At 39.5% G+C, this 16,181-nt stretch carries 16 protein-coding genes; 9 read left to right on the forward strand and 7 right to left on the reverse strand.

Features of this window, described 5'->3' with window-relative positions; genetic code table 11:
* Positions 1-18 precede the first annotated feature (18 nt).
* Positions 19-1,689: a formate--tetrahydrofolate ligase gene (locus O3611_RS02565; protein WP_371607712.1), complete on the forward strand. Its 1,671-nt coding sequence runs from the start codon at positions 19-21 to the stop codon at positions 1,687-1,689.
* A gap of 93 nt (positions 1,690-1,782) precedes the next feature.
* Here the strand turns inward: O3611_RS02565 and lysS are convergent, their stop codons facing one another.
* From lysS to O3611_RS02590, 5 genes are all read right to left on the reverse strand, one after another.
* Entirely contained in the window at positions 1,783-3,273 is a 1,491-nt protein-coding gene (gene lysS, locus O3611_RS02570; protein WP_371607713.1) for a lysine--tRNA ligase, read from the reverse strand.
* A 128-nt stretch (positions 3,274-3,401) separates the two neighbouring features.
* Positions 3,402-4,034, reverse strand: a complete 633-nt coding sequence (locus O3611_RS02575) for a histidine phosphatase family protein (RefSeq protein ID WP_371607714.1) — start codon at positions 4,032-4,034, stop codon at positions 3,402-3,404.
* Complete coding sequence (locus tag O3611_RS02580) at positions 4,031-4,516, reverse strand: aminoacyl-tRNA deacylase (RefSeq protein WP_371607715.1); 486 nt, start codon at positions 4,514-4,516, stop codon at positions 4,031-4,033. Before O3611_RS02580 ends, O3611_RS02575 begins: the two co-directional genes overlap by 4 nt.
* Positions 4,516-5,358, reverse strand: a complete 843-nt coding sequence (locus O3611_RS02585; protein ID WP_371607716.1) for a DUF368 domain-containing protein — start codon at positions 5,356-5,358, stop codon at positions 4,516-4,518. The genes O3611_RS02580 and O3611_RS02585 overlap by 1 nt, the downstream gene beginning before the upstream one ends.
* Positions 5,359-5,467: 109 nt before the next feature.
* Positions 5,468-6,268 carry a glycoside hydrolase family 25 protein gene (locus O3611_RS02590; protein WP_371607717.1) on the reverse strand — a complete coding sequence of 267 codons (801 nt, stop codon included), beginning with the start codon at positions 6,266-6,268 and terminating at the stop codon, positions 5,468-5,470.
* A gap of 156 nt (positions 6,269-6,424) precedes the next feature.
* On the opposite strand from O3611_RS02590, the gene glmU reads away from it, so the two are divergent.
* The 8 genes from glmU (at position 6,425) to O3611_RS02630 (ending at position 14,223) form a co-directional block, all read left to right on the forward strand.
* On the forward strand, positions 6,425-7,804 hold the full coding sequence (glmU, locus tag O3611_RS02595) for a bifunctional UDP-N-acetylglucosamine diphosphorylase/glucosamine-1-phosphate N-acetyltransferase GlmU (RefSeq protein ID WP_371607718.1): 1,380 nt from the start codon (positions 6,425-6,427) through the stop codon (positions 7,802-7,804).
* A 9-nt stretch (positions 7,805-7,813) separates the two neighbouring features.
* Entirely contained in the window at positions 7,814-8,377 is a 564-nt protein-coding gene (locus tag O3611_RS02600) for an NUDIX hydrolase (RefSeq protein WP_371607719.1), read from the forward strand.
* Positions 8,370-8,681, forward strand: coding sequence for a cell wall synthase accessory phosphoprotein MacP (macP, locus tag O3611_RS02605; protein WP_060955683.1), 312 nt, complete (start codon positions 8,370-8,372; stop codon positions 8,679-8,681). The genes O3611_RS02600 and macP overlap by 8 nt, the downstream gene beginning before the upstream one ends.
* A 10-nt stretch (positions 8,682-8,691) precedes the next feature.
* Complete coding sequence (locus O3611_RS02610; protein WP_281334944.1) at positions 8,692-9,387, forward strand: 5'-methylthioadenosine/adenosylhomocysteine nucleosidase; 696 nt, start codon at positions 8,692-8,694, stop codon at positions 9,385-9,387.
* Between the two features lie 292 nt (positions 9,388-9,679).
* On the forward strand, positions 9,680-11,968 hold the full coding sequence (gene pcrA / locus O3611_RS02615; RefSeq protein WP_371607720.1) for a DNA helicase PcrA: 2,289 nt from the start codon (positions 9,680-9,682) through the stop codon (positions 11,966-11,968).
* 312 nt (positions 11,969-12,280) lie between these two features.
* Positions 12,281-12,541 carry a SemiSWEET family transporter gene (locus O3611_RS02620; RefSeq protein ID WP_006150712.1) on the forward strand — a complete coding sequence of 87 codons (261 nt, stop codon included), beginning with the start codon at positions 12,281-12,283 and terminating at the stop codon, positions 12,539-12,541.
* Positions 12,542-12,646: 105 nt separating this feature from the next.
* A complete protein-coding gene (locus O3611_RS02625; protein ID WP_371607721.1) occupies positions 12,647-13,348 on the forward strand; it encodes a response regulator transcription factor in 702 nt (233 codons plus the stop codon).
* Complete coding sequence (locus O3611_RS02630; RefSeq protein WP_371607722.1) at positions 13,345-14,223, forward strand: sensor histidine kinase; 879 nt, start codon at positions 13,345-13,347, stop codon at positions 14,221-14,223. The genes O3611_RS02625 and O3611_RS02630 overlap by 4 nt, the downstream gene beginning before the upstream one ends.
* A 39-nt stretch (positions 14,224-14,262) precedes the next feature.
* Here O3611_RS02630 and O3611_RS02635 read toward each other — a convergent pair whose 3' ends face one another.
* Positions 14,263-15,021, reverse strand: a complete 759-nt coding sequence (locus O3611_RS02635) for an ABC transporter permease (protein WP_371607723.1) — start codon at positions 15,019-15,021, stop codon at positions 14,263-14,265.
* 10 nt (positions 15,022-15,031) lie between these two features.
* Complete coding sequence (locus O3611_RS02640; RefSeq protein WP_371607724.1) at positions 15,032-15,940, reverse strand: ATP-binding cassette domain-containing protein; 909 nt, start codon at positions 15,938-15,940, stop codon at positions 15,032-15,034.
* Positions 15,941-16,181: the final 241 nt, after the last annotated feature.

The following is a 16,181-nucleotide window of genomic DNA, read 5'->3' on the forward strand; positions in this document are numbered from 1 at the left end:
GAGGTAGAGGAGTTTGTTATGAAAACAGATATTGAAATTGCACAGAGTATCGAGTTAAAACCAATCGTAGAAGTCGTTGAGAATCTTGGTATTTCTTACGACGATTTGGAGTTGTATGGAAAATACAAGGCTAAGCTTAGTTTTGATAAAATTCGTGAAGTGGAAAGTAATCCAGTCGGTAAATTGATCCTGGTTACAGCTATCAACCCAACACCTGCTGGTGAAGGAAAATCAACTATCACTATCGGACTTGCTGATGCTTTGAATAAGATTGGTAAGAAAACCATGATTGCTATCCGCGAACCTTCTCTTGGACCAGTCATGGGGATTAAAGGTGGTGCAGCTGGTGGTGGTTATGCCCAAGTTTTACCAATGGAAGACATCAACCTTCACTTTACTGGAGATATGCACGCTATTACAACTGCAAATAATGCTCTCTCTGCCTTGATTGACAATCACTTGCACCAAGGAAACGAGCTAGGAATCGACCAACGTCGTATTCTTTGGAAACGTGTGGTTGACTTGAACGATCGCGCTCTTCGTCACGTAACAGTCGGCCTTGGTGGTCCTCTTAACGGTATTCCACGTGAAGATGGATTTGATATCACTGTTGCTTCAGAGATCATGGCCATCCTTTGCTTGGCAACTGATATTGAAGATTTAAAACGTCGTTTGGCCAATATCGTCATTGGTTACCGTTATGACCGTACACCTGTTTCAGTGGGTGATCTACAGGTTGAAGGTGCCTTGGCATTGATTTTGAAAGATGCTATCAAACCAAACTTGGTTCAGACAATTTACGGTACACCTGCCTTTGTACATGGTGGCCCATTTGCCAATATCGCACACGGATGTAACTCTGTCTTGGCTACAACTACTGCCCTTCACTTGGCAGATTACACAGTAACAGAAGCAGGTTTTGGTGCAGACCTTGGTGCTGAGAAATTCCTGGATATCAAAACTCCAAACTTGCCAACTTCACCAGATGCAGTAGTGATTGTTGCAACACTTCGTGCTCTTAAGATGAATGGTGGGGTTGCTAAGGATGCTTTGACAGAAGAGAATGTAGAAGCTGTTCGTGCAGGATTTGCAAACTTGAAACGTCACGTTGAGAATATCCGTAAGTTCGGTATTCCAGCAGTTGTTGCAATTAACGAATTTGTATCTGATACAGAAGCAGAAATCGCAGCCTTGAAAGAACTTTGTGCTTCAATCGATGTTCCGGTTGAGTTAGCTAGCGTATGGGCTGATGGAGCTGAAGGAGGAGTGGCTTTGGCTGAAACTCTCGTCAAAACAATTGACGAAAACCCAGCTAACTATACACGTTTGTATGACAACGACCTTTCTGTCCAAGAGAAGATTGAAAAGATTGTCACTGAAATCTATCGTGGTAGCAAAGTAAACTTCGAGAAGAAAGCTCAAACTCAAATCGCTCAAATCGTTCAAAATGGTTGGGACAAATTGCCAATCTGTATGGCTAAAACTCAATATAGTTTCTCAGATAATCCAAATGCTCTTGGTGCACCTGAAAACTTTGAAATTACTATTCGTGAATTGGTACCAAAATTGGGGGCAGGCTTTATCGTTGCACTTACTGGTGACGTTATGACCATGCCTGGTCTTCCAAAAAGACCTGCTGCCCTCAACATGGATGTTGAAAGTGATGGTACAGTTCTTGGATTATTCTAATTGAACAATATAAAGACAAGCTCAACATTGAGTTTGTCTTTTTGTTATTATTAAAAAATCTCCTAGATAGAGATAACTAGGAGATTTGAGTTTTTATTTCATAGTTGGGAAAAGAAGTACATCACGGATAGTTGTAGTATCAGTGAGTAGCATGCAAAGACGGTCGATACCAATTCCCAAACCACCTGTTGGTGGCATACCGTATTCAAGGGCTTCGATGTAGTCGTAGTCAATGCCTGTTGCTTCGTCATCACCAAGCTCTTTGGCTTTGGCTTGAGCTTCGAAACGGCTAAGCTGGTTGATTGGGTCGTTCAACTCAGTAAAGGCATTTCCGTATTCTTTAGTCATGATGAAGAGTTCGAAACGGTCAGTAAAGCGTTCATCTTCAGGATTTTTCTTAGCAAGTGGTGATACAGCTACTGGGTGACCATAGACAAAGGTAGGTTGAATCAATGTTTCTTCAACAAATTCTTCAAAGAAGGCATTGATAATGTGTCCAACTTCAGTGTAGTGTTTTTCAACTGGGACATTCTTTTCAGCTGCGATAGCTTTTGCTTCTTCGAAAGTCATATCTTTCCAGAAATCAACACCTGTAATTTCCTTGATTGCATCAACCATGTGTACACGTTTAAATGGTTCGTTGATCTTGATTTCAGTTCCTTGATAGATAACTGGACCATCACCCTTAACTGATTTAGCAGCGTGCTGGATGATGCCTTCAGTCAAGTCCATGATGTCTTGGAAGTCTGCGTATGCTTGGTAAACTTCGATAGAAGTGAACTCAGGGTTGTGTGTAGCATCCATTCCTTCGTTACGGAAGATACGGCCAATCTCATAAACACGCTCCATACCACCAACGATAAGACGTTTCAAGTGAAGCTCAGTCGCAATACGAAGAACCATATCAATGTTTTGAGCATTGTGGTGTGTGATGAATGGGCGAGCAGCAGCACCACCAGCTTCGTTGTGAAGAACAGGTGTTTCAACTTCTAGGAAACCTTTTTGATCAAGGTAACGACGGATTTCAGAGATGATTTTTGAGCGAGTAACAAAGCGTTCAAAGCTTTCACGGTTTGAAATCAAATCAAGGTAACGTTTACGGTAAATAGTTTCAACGTCTGTTAAACCGTGGAATTTCTCTGGAAGCGGACGAAGGGCTTTGGACAAGTGAGTGATATGTGTAGCCTTGATAGAGAGTTCTCCCATATCTGTACGCATAATTTCACCTTCGACACCAAGGAAGTCTCCTAAGTCAGCCTTTTTGAAGATTTCGTAGTTTTCTTCACCGACGGCGTCTTTACGAACGTAGATTTGGATTTGACCTTCGCGGTCTTGAAGGTGGGCAAATCCAACTTTACCTTTACCACGCTTTGTTACCAAACGTCCAGCTATAGTAGCAGTCTCGTTTAAATCGTGTAGTTGTTCTTTGTCAAGGTCAGCATATTTATCTTTTAATTCTTGTGAGTTAGCAGTGCGTTCAAAGCGTTTACCGAATGGATCGATTCCTTGTTCGCGGAGCGCAGCCATTTTTTCACGGCGAACGATCTGCTGGTCATTTAGTTCTTCCATATGTTCTGTTGACATGGTTTCCTCCTAGTTTTTACTCAATTCTTGATACGATGAGTCTTTTTTGCGATACTCCCATTTTATCATAAAAATCAAATAAATTCACGGATATTCTACAAAATCTAAAAAGAACTTAACAGCGATTGTTAAGTTCTTTTTAGATTTTGATAAGAAGTGTCGTTCCAGACTAAGAGGTTGAAGTTTTTAAAGTCTTCTGTTTCGACAATAGTAACACTAGCATTTGCTAGACCTCCTTCTTTTCTAAGTAGTGGAGTATCATAGCCTAAAAGAGTTCGAATACTGGCTGTGAGATTGGCTCCGTGACCGACAATCATGACATGTTCAAAAGGTTTGGACTCTAATGATTTGATAAACTGAATGGTCCGCTGAGTTGTTTGATAGACAGACTCTGCTCCAAACATAGTTGAATCAAACTTTGCTAGATTGGTACGAAAAGCTTTTAATTGCTCGGGATAGATGGCTTCCAAGGTTGCAAATTTTGCACCTTCAAGTTTTCCAAGTTGCCATTCTCTTAGTGAGGGTATCTCTTCTAATGGACAGCTGTTTTTCAGTTGACTTTGGATAATTTGAGCGGAAGTTTTAGCACGAGGAAGATCACTAGAATAAATCACATCAAATGAAGTTTCCTGAAGATATTGGCCTAATTTTTTTAAGGTTTCAATGGATTCCTCAAGAAGTGGAGAGTCCCCGCTTGCTCCTTGAAAACGTCCCTCAAGATTCCAAAGTGTTTTACCGTGACGAATAAAATAGAATTTCATGTGCTACTTGCCTCCAAGATATCAGCAAATTCAGCTTTAACAAAGGCTGCTAGATCTTGAGGGGTGATAATGATACTATGACCAACCTCCCCTGCGGAAACAATCATTTCATTCAGTTGAAGAGCAGTTTGGTCGATAAAGATAGGATAGTTATGTTTTTGACGGATTCCAACTGGATTATTGGCACCGTGGATATAGCCTGTTGTTTTTTCTAGGTCTTTTTGTGGAATCATGCTCACTTTCTTATTACCTGAAATCTTTGCAAGCTTCTTTTCAGAAAGGTGTTCAGTGATAGGAAGGATACCGATAATGGGGCCAGTCTTATCTCCCAGAAGTGCTAGAGTCTTGAAAATCTGACTCTTTTCATAACCTTGAGGCATCTCACCTTCCAGGGCATTAATTTGAATTCCTTTATGATTAATTCCTGCCTTGGTTAAAATTTGTTGGACCAAGGTTTTTTTGACTTTTACTTTTTTAGCCATTATTTATACTTATCCTCCAATTGACTCATCCAAATACCTAACCAAATACCTAGAGCGAAGAAAAAGGCAATGATGACATAAGACACAAGAGATAATCCATTGTAGCTGATGCTTTCAGCATTACCAGCATTTGGAATGAGGATTAAGATTGTACTTGAAAGAACAATTCCGATGATAAAGTGGTAAACACGAGATTGATAAACACGGAGAGCGTAGTCCATAAATTTTGAAAAAATGACAAGAGTAGCAAGTGCTCCAATTCCTATTGGAAGGAAGGTACCAAATAAATCAAAAGTCTTAAACCCTGTTAACATAGGGCCATAAAGGCCAAGAATCAAGAGAAGATTGGAAGGACTAAGCCCTGGAACCAAAATCCCCAGAGCCAATAAACAACCAGCTAGTGTAAAGTTTAGGAAGCTTGCAGATAGAGAACCAACTACAAAATTCAAGGCATAGAGGGCGATACCTGAGATGATGAAGGTTGCCCAAAACCATATGTGGTCAACCTTGTCTCTATCAGAGTCACGAGTTGATTCTTTGACAAGACTTGGGATAGTACCAATGATAGCTCCAGCAAAACTCCACAATACATACACTTGATAATTCTCTAAAAGATACTCGATTGGATAGGAGAAAAGTCCAATGCCCAGTAACATCCCAATACCAACAGGTAGGAAAAAGAGCACATCTTCTTTTAAATTCTTAAAAGGATGAGCAAGAAAACGAATCATTCTCTCATAAATTCCCAAGATAGCGGCAAGAACGCCACCAGAAATCCCTGGTAGAATGAAACCTAGGGCAATTACAATTCCCTTAATAATTTTTGATAACCATGATAACATAGAGGTCCTCCGAGATTCATATTCTATAAAGATAAAACAGTAATTTAATACTGAAAAATAAAGAAAAGCAAGCAGAAAGCAATGTCTGACTTGCTTATGGTGATAGTGATTAAGGATTTAAAAATAATTTTCTAAAGGTTTCTTCCTTGTTTTTTGTGGAAGAAATAAGGTTCAAATCGAGATGATTTTCAAAGCCTCCAAGGCTTCCATGAGAGGTGTATTGGTGAAGATCATAGTTAAGATCTGTTTTTGGAGCACTCTCGTAGTAACCCGAGTTGGTTCCATAGGACGGTATCCAGATTGCTGAGAAATTTTCCGTACTGATACTATGCTCCTCCATAAAGTAGACACCAACATAGATACCGATATTTTTTGCACCCAATGAAGCTAATTTAGCACGAAAGACCTCAACACCTTTGTTCATGTCAGACATAGTCTTGTCTTCAACATCCAACCAATAGTAGCTAGGATTATAGGGAGAAGCAGCATTATAAAAAACTTCGGCAGCTTTTTCCATTTCTTCGACATTTTTACCAGCTACATAGGCATAAACAGCGACTGGAATATTCCGTTTTTGAAATTCTGTGATATGTTCTTTATAAGCCTTATCAACCCCATTTTTAAATGAAGCATCATTTTCAACAGAAGCTTGAGCTCCACTATGAACCCGAACGATTGCACCTGAAATATTTTGAGTTAAGGTGTCATAATTGATCTCTGATGGTCTTTGCCAGCCAGAAACATCAATAATCGGCTTGTTGATATTATGTAAAGCTTGAGTTTCTACTTGAACTGGATTTTGCTTTGTTTTGACTGGATGGTCTTCGAACTTGGGTCTATTGATGATTAAAATACCCACGAGAGTAGCTAATACAGTAAAAATAAAAACAGGATTTATTTTCTTTCTCATACTTTTATAGTGTATCGTAAATGGTGAAAAAAATCAAAAAAAAATACTCGAAATCATCTAGAGAATGCGATGTTTTAGAGCATTTACCATCTTTTGTGTTTGAAAAAGCAAATTTATGATATAATATAAGGGAATTTCTATAGAAAAGAGAAAATTATGGCAAATTATGCAGTTATTTTAGCAGCGGGTAAAGGTACTCGTATGAAGTCAGATCTACCAAAAGTCATGCACAAGGTTGCAGGAATTTCAATGCTTGAGCATGTTTTTCGTAGTGTAGGGGCCATCAAGCCTGAAAAAACAGTAACCGTTGTGGGTCATAAGGCAGAACTTGTGGAGCAAGTTTTAGCTGGTCAAACTGATTTTGTAAGACAGTCTGAGCAATTAGGTACTGGTCATGCGGTTATGATGGCTGAGCCAATTCTTGAAGGACTTTCTGGACAAACATTGGTTATTGCTGGCGACACACCACTCATTACTGGTGAAAGTCTAAAGAACTTGATTGATTTCCACGTTAATCACAAGAACGTAGCTACAATCCTAACTGCAGAAGCGGAAGATCCGTTTGGTTATGGTCGTATTGTTCGCAATGAGAATGCTGAAGTGCTTCGTATCGTGGAGCAGAAGGATGCGACTGATTTTGAAAAACAAATCAAGGAAATCAATACAGGAACCTATGTCTTTGATAATGCACGCCTCTTTGAAGCTTTGAAGAATATCAATACCAACAATGCTCAAGGTGAATACTATATCACAGATGTGATTGGAATTTTCCGTGAAGCAGGGGAAAAAGTTGGTGCCTATACTCTGAAAGACTTTGATGAAAGTCTCGGAGTTAATGACCGTGTTGCCCTTGCGACAGCTGAAGGCATCATGCGTCGCCGCATTAATCAAGCACATATGGTCAATGGAGTTAGTTTTGTGAATCCTGAAGCTACTTACATTGACATTGATGTTGAGATCGCTCCAGAGGTTCAAATAGAAGCGAATGTAACCCTCAAAGGTTCTAGTAAGATTGGTGCAGGAACTGTTTTGACCAATGGAACTTATATCCTTGATAGCACTATCGGTTCAGGGACTGTGATTACAAACTCGATGATTGAAGAAAGCACGGTTGCTGATGGTGTTACAGTTGGGCCTTATGCTCATATCCGTCCAGGATCAAGCCTTGCAAAAGATGTGCATATCGGGAACTTTGTTGAAGTCAAAGGTTCAAGCATTGGGGAGAATACTAAGGCAGGTCATTTGACTTATATTGGTAACTGTGAAGTTGGTAGTGATGTCAACTTTGGTGCAGGAACCATCACTGTAAATTACGATGGTCAACACAAGTTTAAAACAACTATTGGCAACAATGTTTTCGTTGGATCAAATTCAACCATCATTGCCCCAGTAGAACTTGGAGATAACTCTCTTGTTGGGGCAGGTTCAACCATTACTAAGGATGTTCCAGCTGATGCCATTGCTATTGGACGAGGTCGCCAAATTAATAAGGACGAATATGCAACTCGCCTCCCTCACCATCCTAACAATAAATAGGAGCTAACGATGGATTTTGAAGAAAAGACGCTTAGTCGTAAAGAAATCTATAAAGGACCTATTTTTCAGCTAGTTCAAGACCAGGTTGAACTACCTTCTGGAAAAGGTACTGCGCAACGTGATTTGATTTTCCACAATGGGGCAGTTTGTGTCCTTGCAGTCACTCCAGAAAATAAGATTGTTCTTGTTAAACAATATCGCAAGGCGATTGAAAAAGTCTCATATGAAATTCCTGCAGGTAAGCTTGAAATTGGGGAGAATGCAGATCCAGAAGCTGCAGCACTTCGTGAATTAGAAGAAGAAGCAGCCTATACTGGTAAATTAAGCCTTCTCTATGATTTTTACTCTGCGATTGGATTTTGTAACGAGCGCTTAAAACTTTACTTGGCAAGTGATTTGACAAAAGTTGAAAATCCTCGTCCTCAGGATGAAGATGAGACTTTAGAGTTACTTGAAGTCAGTCTTGACCAAGCTAAAGAACTGATCCAGTCAGGTGATATTTGTGATGCCAAGACTATCATGGCTATTCAGTACTGGGAATTACAAAGAAATAGTGGAGGAACCCATGGGTAAACCTTTATTAACAGATGAAATGATCGAACGTGCCAATCGAGGAGAGGACATCTCAGGTCCTCCCTTGCTAGATGATGAGGAAACTAAGATTTTACCGACTTCTTCTCAAAATTTTGGCTATTCACGAACCAGAGATCATGGTTTTAGCCAGGATACACTGACCATAGAAGTTGAACCTTCTATTCACAAAAGTCGTCGGATTGAAAATACTAAGAGAAATGTCTTTAATTCTAAATTAAACAAGATTCTTTTTGCAGTTATTTTTCTCTTGATTTTGTTAATTTTAGCAATGAGATTTATTTAAGGGGTCTATCATGAAAATTGGAATTATTGCAGCTATGCCAGAAGAGCTAGTTTACTTGATTCAACACTTGGACGATGCCAGCGAAGAAAAGGTTCTGGGAAATAGCTATCACACAGGAAAAGTTGGTTCTGTCGAGCTTGTACTTGTAGAGAGTGGAATCGGAAAAGTCATGTCTGCTATGAGTGTCGCTATCTTAGCAGATCACTTTCAGGTGGATGCAGTGATTAATACTGGATCTGCTGGTGCAGTGGCAAATGGGATTGCAGTAGGCGATGTAGTGATTGCAGACAAGCTTACCTATCACGATGTTGATGTGACTGCCTTTGGCTATGATTACGGTCAAATGGCTCAACAGCCTCTCTATTTTGAATCAGACAAAAAGTTTATCAATTTGATTCAAGAGAGTTTGTCTAAACTGGACCAAACTTGGCATTTAGGTTTGATTGCGACAGGAGACAGTTTTGTTGCTGGAGAAGATAAAATCAAAGCGATAAAAGAGCATTTCCCTCAAGTTCTTGCTGTAGAGATGGAAGGGGCAGCTATTGCTCAAGCAGCTCAGGCTTTGAACCTTCCTTTCTTAGTCGTTCGTGCCATGAGTGACAATGCCAACCATGAAGCATCCGTTTCCTTTGATGAATTTATCGTAGAAGCAGGACGTCGTTCTGCCCAAGCCCTAATGACGCTTTTGCAGTCTATAAAGGACTAATAGAAGAATTACTGAGAGTGGGACAGAAATCGGTAATTCGTTAGAATTCGATTTCGTCGTCCCACCTCCGCACAGTTGAGTAGGGCTGTAAAAGCTGATGAAATCAGCGTAGTAGAGCCCACTCAACCACTGCGCCTTGCTCGACAATCAAAAGAGAATTGAGAGGCTAGGACTTTTGTCCCAGCCTTTTCTTGTCTTGCCAACTTAAATAATCAGAAGGCTCCTAAGAAAAGTTATTTTCAAACTTTTTTGATATAATAGAAGCATTGACTTGAAGAATAAGGAAAAGAAAATGAACGAATTATTAAAGGGAATGAATGACCGTCAAGTCGAGGCCGTTCAAACCACAGAAGGACCTTTGCTGATCATGGCGGGGGCGGGATCTGGTAAGACTCGTGTTTTAACCCACCGTATTGCCTACTTAATTGATGAAAAGATGGTCAACCCATGGAATATCTTGGCCATTACCTTTACCAATAAAGCTGCCCGTGAAATGAAGGAGCGTGCTTATAACCTCAACCCAGCTACTCAGGATTGTTTGATCGCGACCTTCCACTCTATGTGCGTGCGTATCCTACGTCGCGATGCGGATCATATTGGCTATAATCGCAATTTCACGATTGTAGATCCAGGAGAGCAGCGAACGCTCATGAAACGCATCCTCAAGCAGTTAAACTTGGATCCTAAAAAATGGAATGAACGGACTATTTTGGGAACCATTTCCAATGCTAAGAATGATCTGATTGACGATGTTGCTTATGCTGCCCAGGCAGGAGATATGTACACGCAAATTGTAGCAAAGTGTTATACAGCCTATCAAAAAGAACTTCGTCAGTCAGAGTCGGTGGACTTTGATGATTTGATTATGTTTACTCTGCGTCTCTTTGACCAAAATCCCGATGTCTTGACTTATTATCAGCAGAAGTTCCAGTATATCCACGTTGATGAGTATCAAGATACCAACCATGCCCAGTATCAATTAGTCAAACTCCTGGCTTCTCGCTTCCAAAATATCTGTGTAGTTGGGGATGCAGACCAGTCTATCTATGGTTGGCGTGGTGCTGATATGCAGAATATCTTGGACTTTGAGAAGGATTATCCTCAAGCCAAGGTTGTTTTGTTGGAGGAAAATTACCGTTCAACCAAGACCATCCTCCAAGCTGCTAATGACGTTATTAAAAACAATAAAAATCGTCGTCCTAAGAATCTCTGGACTCAAAATGCTGATGGGGAACAGATTGTCTACTATCGTGCTAATGATGAACAAGACGAGGCAGTCTTTGTAGCCAAAACCATCGATGAACTTGGTCGAAGCCAAAACTTCCTTCATAAAGACTTTGCAGTGCTTTACCGTACCAATGCCCAATCTCGTACTATTGAAGAAGCTTTGCTCAAGTCCAATATTCCCTATACCATGGTCGGTGGAACAAAATTCTATAGCCGTAAGGAAATCCGTGATATCATCGCTTATCTGAATCTCATTGCCAATTTGAGTGACAATATCAGTTTTGAGCGCATCATCAATGAACCTAAACGTGGCATTGGCCCTGGAACAGTAGAGAAAATTCGTGACTTTGCCAACCTACAAAACATGTCTATGCTAGATGCTTCAGCTAATATCATGTTATCAGGAATTAAAGGTAAGGCAGCTCAGTCGATCTGGGATTTTGCCAATATGATTCTTGATTTGCGGGAGCAACTGGACCAATTAAGCATCACCGAACTTGTTGAAGGGATATTGGAAAAGACAGGCTACGTGGATATTCTTAATGCACAGGCTACTTTGGAAAGTAAGGCTCGCGTCGAAAATATCGAAGAGTTTCTTTCTGTTACCAAGAATTTCGATGATAATCCAGATAATCAAGAAGAGGAAACTGGACTGGATAAACTCAGTCGCTTCCTCAATGACTTGGCCTTGATTGCAGATACAGACTCTGGCAGTCAGGAAACATCAGAAGTAACCTTGATGACGCTCCATGCGGCCAAGGGACTCGAGTTTCCAGTTGTATTCTTGATTGGGATGGAAGAAAATGTCTTTCCACTTAGTCGTGCAGCAGAAGACATGGATGAACTAGAAGAGGAACGCCGTCTAGCCTATGTCGGTATCACGCGCGCAGAGAAAATTCTCTATCTGACTAATGCTAACTCACGCTTACTGTTTGGTCGAACGAACTATAATCGCCCAACACGCTTTATCAATGAGATTAGTTCAGATTTGTTAACTTATCAAGGTTTGGCGCGTCCTGCTAATAGTAGCTTCAAAGCATCCTATAGTAGTGGAGGTGTCGCCTTTGGTCAGGGCATGAGCCTAGCTCAAGCTCTACAAGATCGTAAACGCAACGCAGCACCAAGATCAATTGAATCAAAAGGACTACCTTTTGGACAGTTTTCAGCTGGTTCTACATCGACTTCTAGTGAGACAAGTTGGTCTATTGGTGATATTGCCCTTCATAAGAAATGGGGCGAAGGAACTGTTCTAGAAGTTTCAGGAAGTGGATCTACTCAGGAATTGAAAATCAATTTCCCAGAAGTCGGCCTCAAAAAACTCCTAGCCAGCGTAGCACCGATTGAGAAGAAGTAAGTTTTCTAAATGAATAAGATTAAGGTTGGGACAAAAGATCCCGACCTCACTTTTTATTAGCAATCAAACTTTGACGCGGTAGCTGATTGAACTTTTTGTTCGTCTTTTAGACTCCAAAAAGCTCCTAATCATCCTCGCGGGGCTGGGACTACGAAATCGAGACATTGTCTATCGATTTCTGTCCCACCGCCATTTTTAAGAATACTCTTATCACAATCTTGTGATAATTTACATTTTCATAACAAAAAGGTTTTTTGCTCACACGATTTTAAAAATAGTGTATAATTGAGACTGTATTTGAAAGGAGAAAAAATGACTGAAAAACAAATGAAAACTTTAGGTTGGATTGCAACCTTTATGTCTGTTATGATGTATATCTCATATATTCCACAAATTATGAACAACCTTGCGGGTCAAAAAGGAAACTTTATCCAACCAGCAGTAGCTGCAATTAACTGCAGTCTTTGGGTATACTACGGACTCTTTAAAAAAGAACGTGATATTCCTTTGGCAGCAGCCAATGCACCAGGTATTGTTTTTGGGATTATTACCGCGTTGACAGCTTTATTCTAAAACATAAAGTAAACTCTTCTTCGTATCTAGTTATGAGGGAGAGTTTTTCTTTATCCGAAATTCCTAAAAAAACATGATATAATACTATTAGAAAGGTTGGTGTTTATGGCTAGAATACTTATCATTGAAGATAATAATGAGATTCAAGAAATTTTGAGAACTCTTCTTTCTGAGGAACATGAGGTGATTCAAGCTTTTTCTGGTACTGAAGGAATGATTCGATTTGAGCAAGGTGGCATTGATCTAATCTTGTTAGATATTATGCTTCCAGGAAAAAATGGCGATCAAGTTTTAAAAGCCATTAGACACGATAGTTCAGTTCCTGTCATCATGCTAACTGCCCTAAGCGATAAAAAGCTCATCAGCCAATATCTCTTAGATGGTGCTAATGATTATATTGTAAAGCCTTTTGATTTGGATGAAGTTTTTGCCAGGGTTACGGTACAATTACGTCAAAATAGTGACAAGCAAGCAGCTGAAATCGAAAATCCTGACAAGTTGATTCAACAGTTAAAAAATATTCAATTTGATGCAGATAGTTTTGAAATCAAAAATAGCCAGGAAACTATTCGCCTAGCTAAGAAAGAGTGCTTGATTCTTCAAACCTTACTGGGACATCCTAAGAAAATTTTCACGAAAGAAGAACTCTATGAATTGGTCTGGGAGGATACTTATTTACCAGGCGACAATACTCTCAACACTCATTTAAGTAATCTCCGTAAAAAATTAGGCCAACTGGATCCAGAGCAAGAGTATATTGAAACTATCTGGGGAGTTGGTGTTCGGTTAAAAGGAGATGAGCAATGATCTACATTTTACTATCTTTGCTAGTGCTGGTCATTATCCTATTGACGATATGGTTGATTCGCTATCATCTAGCACTCGTTAACTTGAGCCAACAGATTGAAGATAAGATTCTGACTGGAAGTATGAAGAGAATCGGAGTGTCAACTTTCTCCAAGGATTTTTTACATCTTTACCAGCAAATCAATCATCTCTTTCAAGAAGTTGAGCAGTCACGCTTGATTATGAAACGTGAAAAGCAGACTTTGGACATGGCTATTAGCAATATTGCACATGATATTCGGACGCCTTTAACGATTGCGTCGGGTTATACTCAGCAATTGCTTAAAACAGAAAATCCTGAGTCTGAGAGTTTGAAAAAAATTTCCCACCATCTCAATCAAGTTTCAAAACGTCTAGAGGCTCTTTTGGACTATCGTCGGTTAATGGAAGGAGCAGTTAAACCTGACTTATCTGAGTTAGAAGTCTCGACATTTATGACGCAAAAATTACTAACCTATTATGATTCTTTTCAAACGGCAAAGATTGACCTTGATTTGCAAGTAGAATCTGGTTTGTATTTACTGACAGATTCGGATTTATTAGACCGTATGTTGCAAAATCTCATTGGCAATGTTTTAAAACATGGGAAGGATGAAGCGAGATTTTCTTTGAAGGAAGTGGATAATCACATTTGTTTGGAAATTTCAAATCTGGTCAAACAACCCATTCGCAAAATTGAAAATCTCAGTCAGCGATTTTACTCTGAAAATCTCTCAGATACAGAAGAATCCTCTGGTTTAGGTCTTTATATTACTGAAGAACTTTCCCATCTCCTTGGAGCAGAACTACAACTAAGTACAGATGGTGCTTGGTTTACAGTTAAGATTCTCTTTTAAAACAAAAAACCTCCTCTTTTTGAATAGAGGAGGTCATTTTTATAAGCTTTTCTTCTTGAATACAGCAAGTCCACTGATGGTAAAGAATAGAATAACAGTCACTGTAACGATAATGGTGTATAGAACAGCTTGACTATAGGCAGTCATGGCATAGGCAACATTTAAGGATAAATAGCGTAAAATCTCAATATCTGGGAATATAAGCATCGGCATTGAAAGCAAGATAGAACTGATTAAATAGCCAATGAAAACAGCCAGATAAGAATGAGTCACATAGAGAATGAAGGAAATAATGGAAAGCCAAGCAAGAAGGCAGAGGAATTGAAGACCAATCGTTAGAAGGAGATTGCCAATAAATCCTTCTGGCATGGTTCCTACTCCGTTTAGGATAGTTGCTGGTACGAAAGCAATAACTAGGCTAATAAGAATTTGCATTAGAGCGATACTGGCTAATACAACAGATTTGGCTAGAAAGAATTCTGTACGAGAAACCCCTACTGTCAAACTGTTTTTATAGAGTTTTCCGATAAGGTCAACTCCCAGAACGAGGCAAGCAAGGATAATACAGAGAAAAACGAGGTTTGAACCTTGACTCGATGCGTTAATCAGGGCTTGCACACCATTCCAACCTTGGGTTGGAATTTCTGATTCTGGGGGCGTTGTATTAACTGACATTAGATGTCCTGTAGCCCCAATAGTAGCTCCCATTAACATGAGTGCAAAGAGAACAATCTCTGTAATCCAAAAACCTTTGGAACGGAAAAGACGGTAAAAGTCTGCTTGAATTGTATGAATCATGATCTTCCTCCTATTTTACTAATTGTGTGAAGTATTCTTCAAGATTTTGACGAGCATAGTAAATCTCATCAACAGCGACATCTGCTAGAGTAAGTTCTTTGAGAATTCGTTTGACATCTTGTTCATGACTAAAAATATGAATCTCATTTTCTGAATTCACAACTTTAAACTCAAGACGCACTTTGTCTTTTAAGATTTGACTAGCTTTTTCTTTTTCACTTGTTTTCAGAACGATATAGTCTTCATTAAGTGTCTCAAATTCGGCCTTACTGATTTCTCGAATGATCTTCCCTTGGTCCAGAATTCCAAAGCGATTGGCAACGAGATAGAGTTCTGACAAGATATGACTAGAGATGAGAATGGTCATTCCTAGTTCTTGATTCAGACGTTGAATCATTTGACGAAACTCTTTGATACCGATTGGGTCAAGTCCATTGATGGGTTCATCAAGGATGAGAAAGTCTGGTTTTGATAGGAGAGCAATAGCAATGCCCAGACGTTGTTTCATCCCAAGAGAGAAATCTCGAAAAACTTTTCTACCTGTATCTGATAACCCTACATATTTTAACGTTTCCTGAATGACTTGATCAGCATTTGGGATATGTCGAATAGTACAATAATATTTAAGATTTTGATAGGCTGTTAAATGATTGTGTGCTACTGGGGATTCAATGACTGAACCTACTCGGGATAGGGCTTTGGTGCATTCCTTATAACCTTGACTGGAAAAGAGGGAAATAGTTCCATAGTCAGCAGATAATAATTGGGTAATGATTTTAATCAGAGTAGTTTTACCAGCACCATTCTTTCCGATAAGTCCATAGATATCTCCTTCTTTAACTGAGAGACTAAGATCTTGTAGAATAGGTTGTTTGCCAAATTGTTTGGACAAGCCATGGATTTCGAGGACTGCTTTCATAGTTTTCTCCTTTAACCTTTAATACTCAATGAAAATCAAAGAGCAAACTAGGAAGCGAGCCGCAGGCTGTACTTGAGTACGGCAAGGCGAAGCTGACGTGGTTTGAATTTGATTTTCGAAGAGTATAAGATGTTTTATTTTTATAACTCTAGTATAAAGCATAGATATCAAAGAATCGTCAAGCATTTCTAAAGTGTTTCTAAAGTTTTTAAGTTTCTAAAAAATAAAAAGCCCAGTTGGC

Origin of the sequence: Streptococcus sp. 27098_8_91 (assembly GCF_041432385.1) — a bacterium.
Taxonomy (GTDB): Bacteria; Bacillota; Bacilli; order Lactobacillales; family Streptococcaceae; genus Streptococcus.

Coding starts and splice junctions, on each gene's coding strand:
- O3611_RS02565 (WP_371607712.1), top strand. CDS start 19: ATGAAAACAGATATTGAAATTGCACAGAGTATCGAGTTAAAACCAATC.
- lysS (WP_371607713.1), bottom strand. CDS start 3,273: ATGTCAACAGAACATATGGAAGAACTAAATGACCAGCAGATCGTTCGC.
- O3611_RS02575 (WP_371607714.1), bottom strand. CDS start 4,034: ATGAAATTCTATTTTATTCGTCACGGTAAAACACTTTGGAATCTTGAG.
- O3611_RS02580 (WP_371607715.1), bottom strand. CDS start 4,516: ATGGCTAAAAAAGTAAAAGTCAAAAAAACCTTGGTCCAACAAATTTTA.
- O3611_RS02585 (WP_371607716.1), bottom strand. CDS start 5,358: ATGTTATCATGGTTATCAAAAATTATTAAGGGAATTGTAATTGCCCTA.
- O3611_RS02590 (WP_371607717.1), bottom strand. CDS start 6,268: ATGAGAAAGAAAATAAATCCTGTTTTTATTTTTACTGTATTAGCTACT.
- glmU (WP_371607718.1), top strand. CDS start 6,425: ATGGCAAATTATGCAGTTATTTTAGCAGCGGGTAAAGGTACTCGTATG.
- O3611_RS02600 (WP_371607719.1), top strand. CDS start 7,814: ATGGATTTTGAAGAAAAGACGCTTAGTCGTAAAGAAATCTATAAAGGA.
- macP (WP_060955683.1), top strand. CDS start 8,370: ATGGGTAAACCTTTATTAACAGATGAAATGATCGAACGTGCCAATCGA.
- O3611_RS02610 (WP_281334944.1), top strand. CDS start 8,692: ATGAAAATTGGAATTATTGCAGCTATGCCAGAAGAGCTAGTTTACTTG.
- pcrA (WP_371607720.1), top strand. CDS start 9,680: ATGAACGAATTATTAAAGGGAATGAATGACCGTCAAGTCGAGGCCGTT.
- O3611_RS02620 (WP_006150712.1), top strand. CDS start 12,281: ATGACTGAAAAACAAATGAAAACTTTAGGTTGGATTGCAACCTTTATG.
- O3611_RS02625 (WP_371607721.1), top strand. CDS start 12,647: ATGGCTAGAATACTTATCATTGAAGATAATAATGAGATTCAAGAAATT.
- O3611_RS02630 (WP_371607722.1), top strand. CDS start 13,345: ATGATCTACATTTTACTATCTTTGCTAGTGCTGGTCATTATCCTATTG.
- O3611_RS02635 (WP_371607723.1), bottom strand. CDS start 15,021: ATGATTCATACAATTCAAGCAGACTTTTACCGTCTTTTCCGTTCCAAA.
- O3611_RS02640 (WP_371607724.1), bottom strand. CDS start 15,940: ATGAAAGCAGTCCTCGAAATCCATGGCTTGTCCAAACAATTTGGCAAA.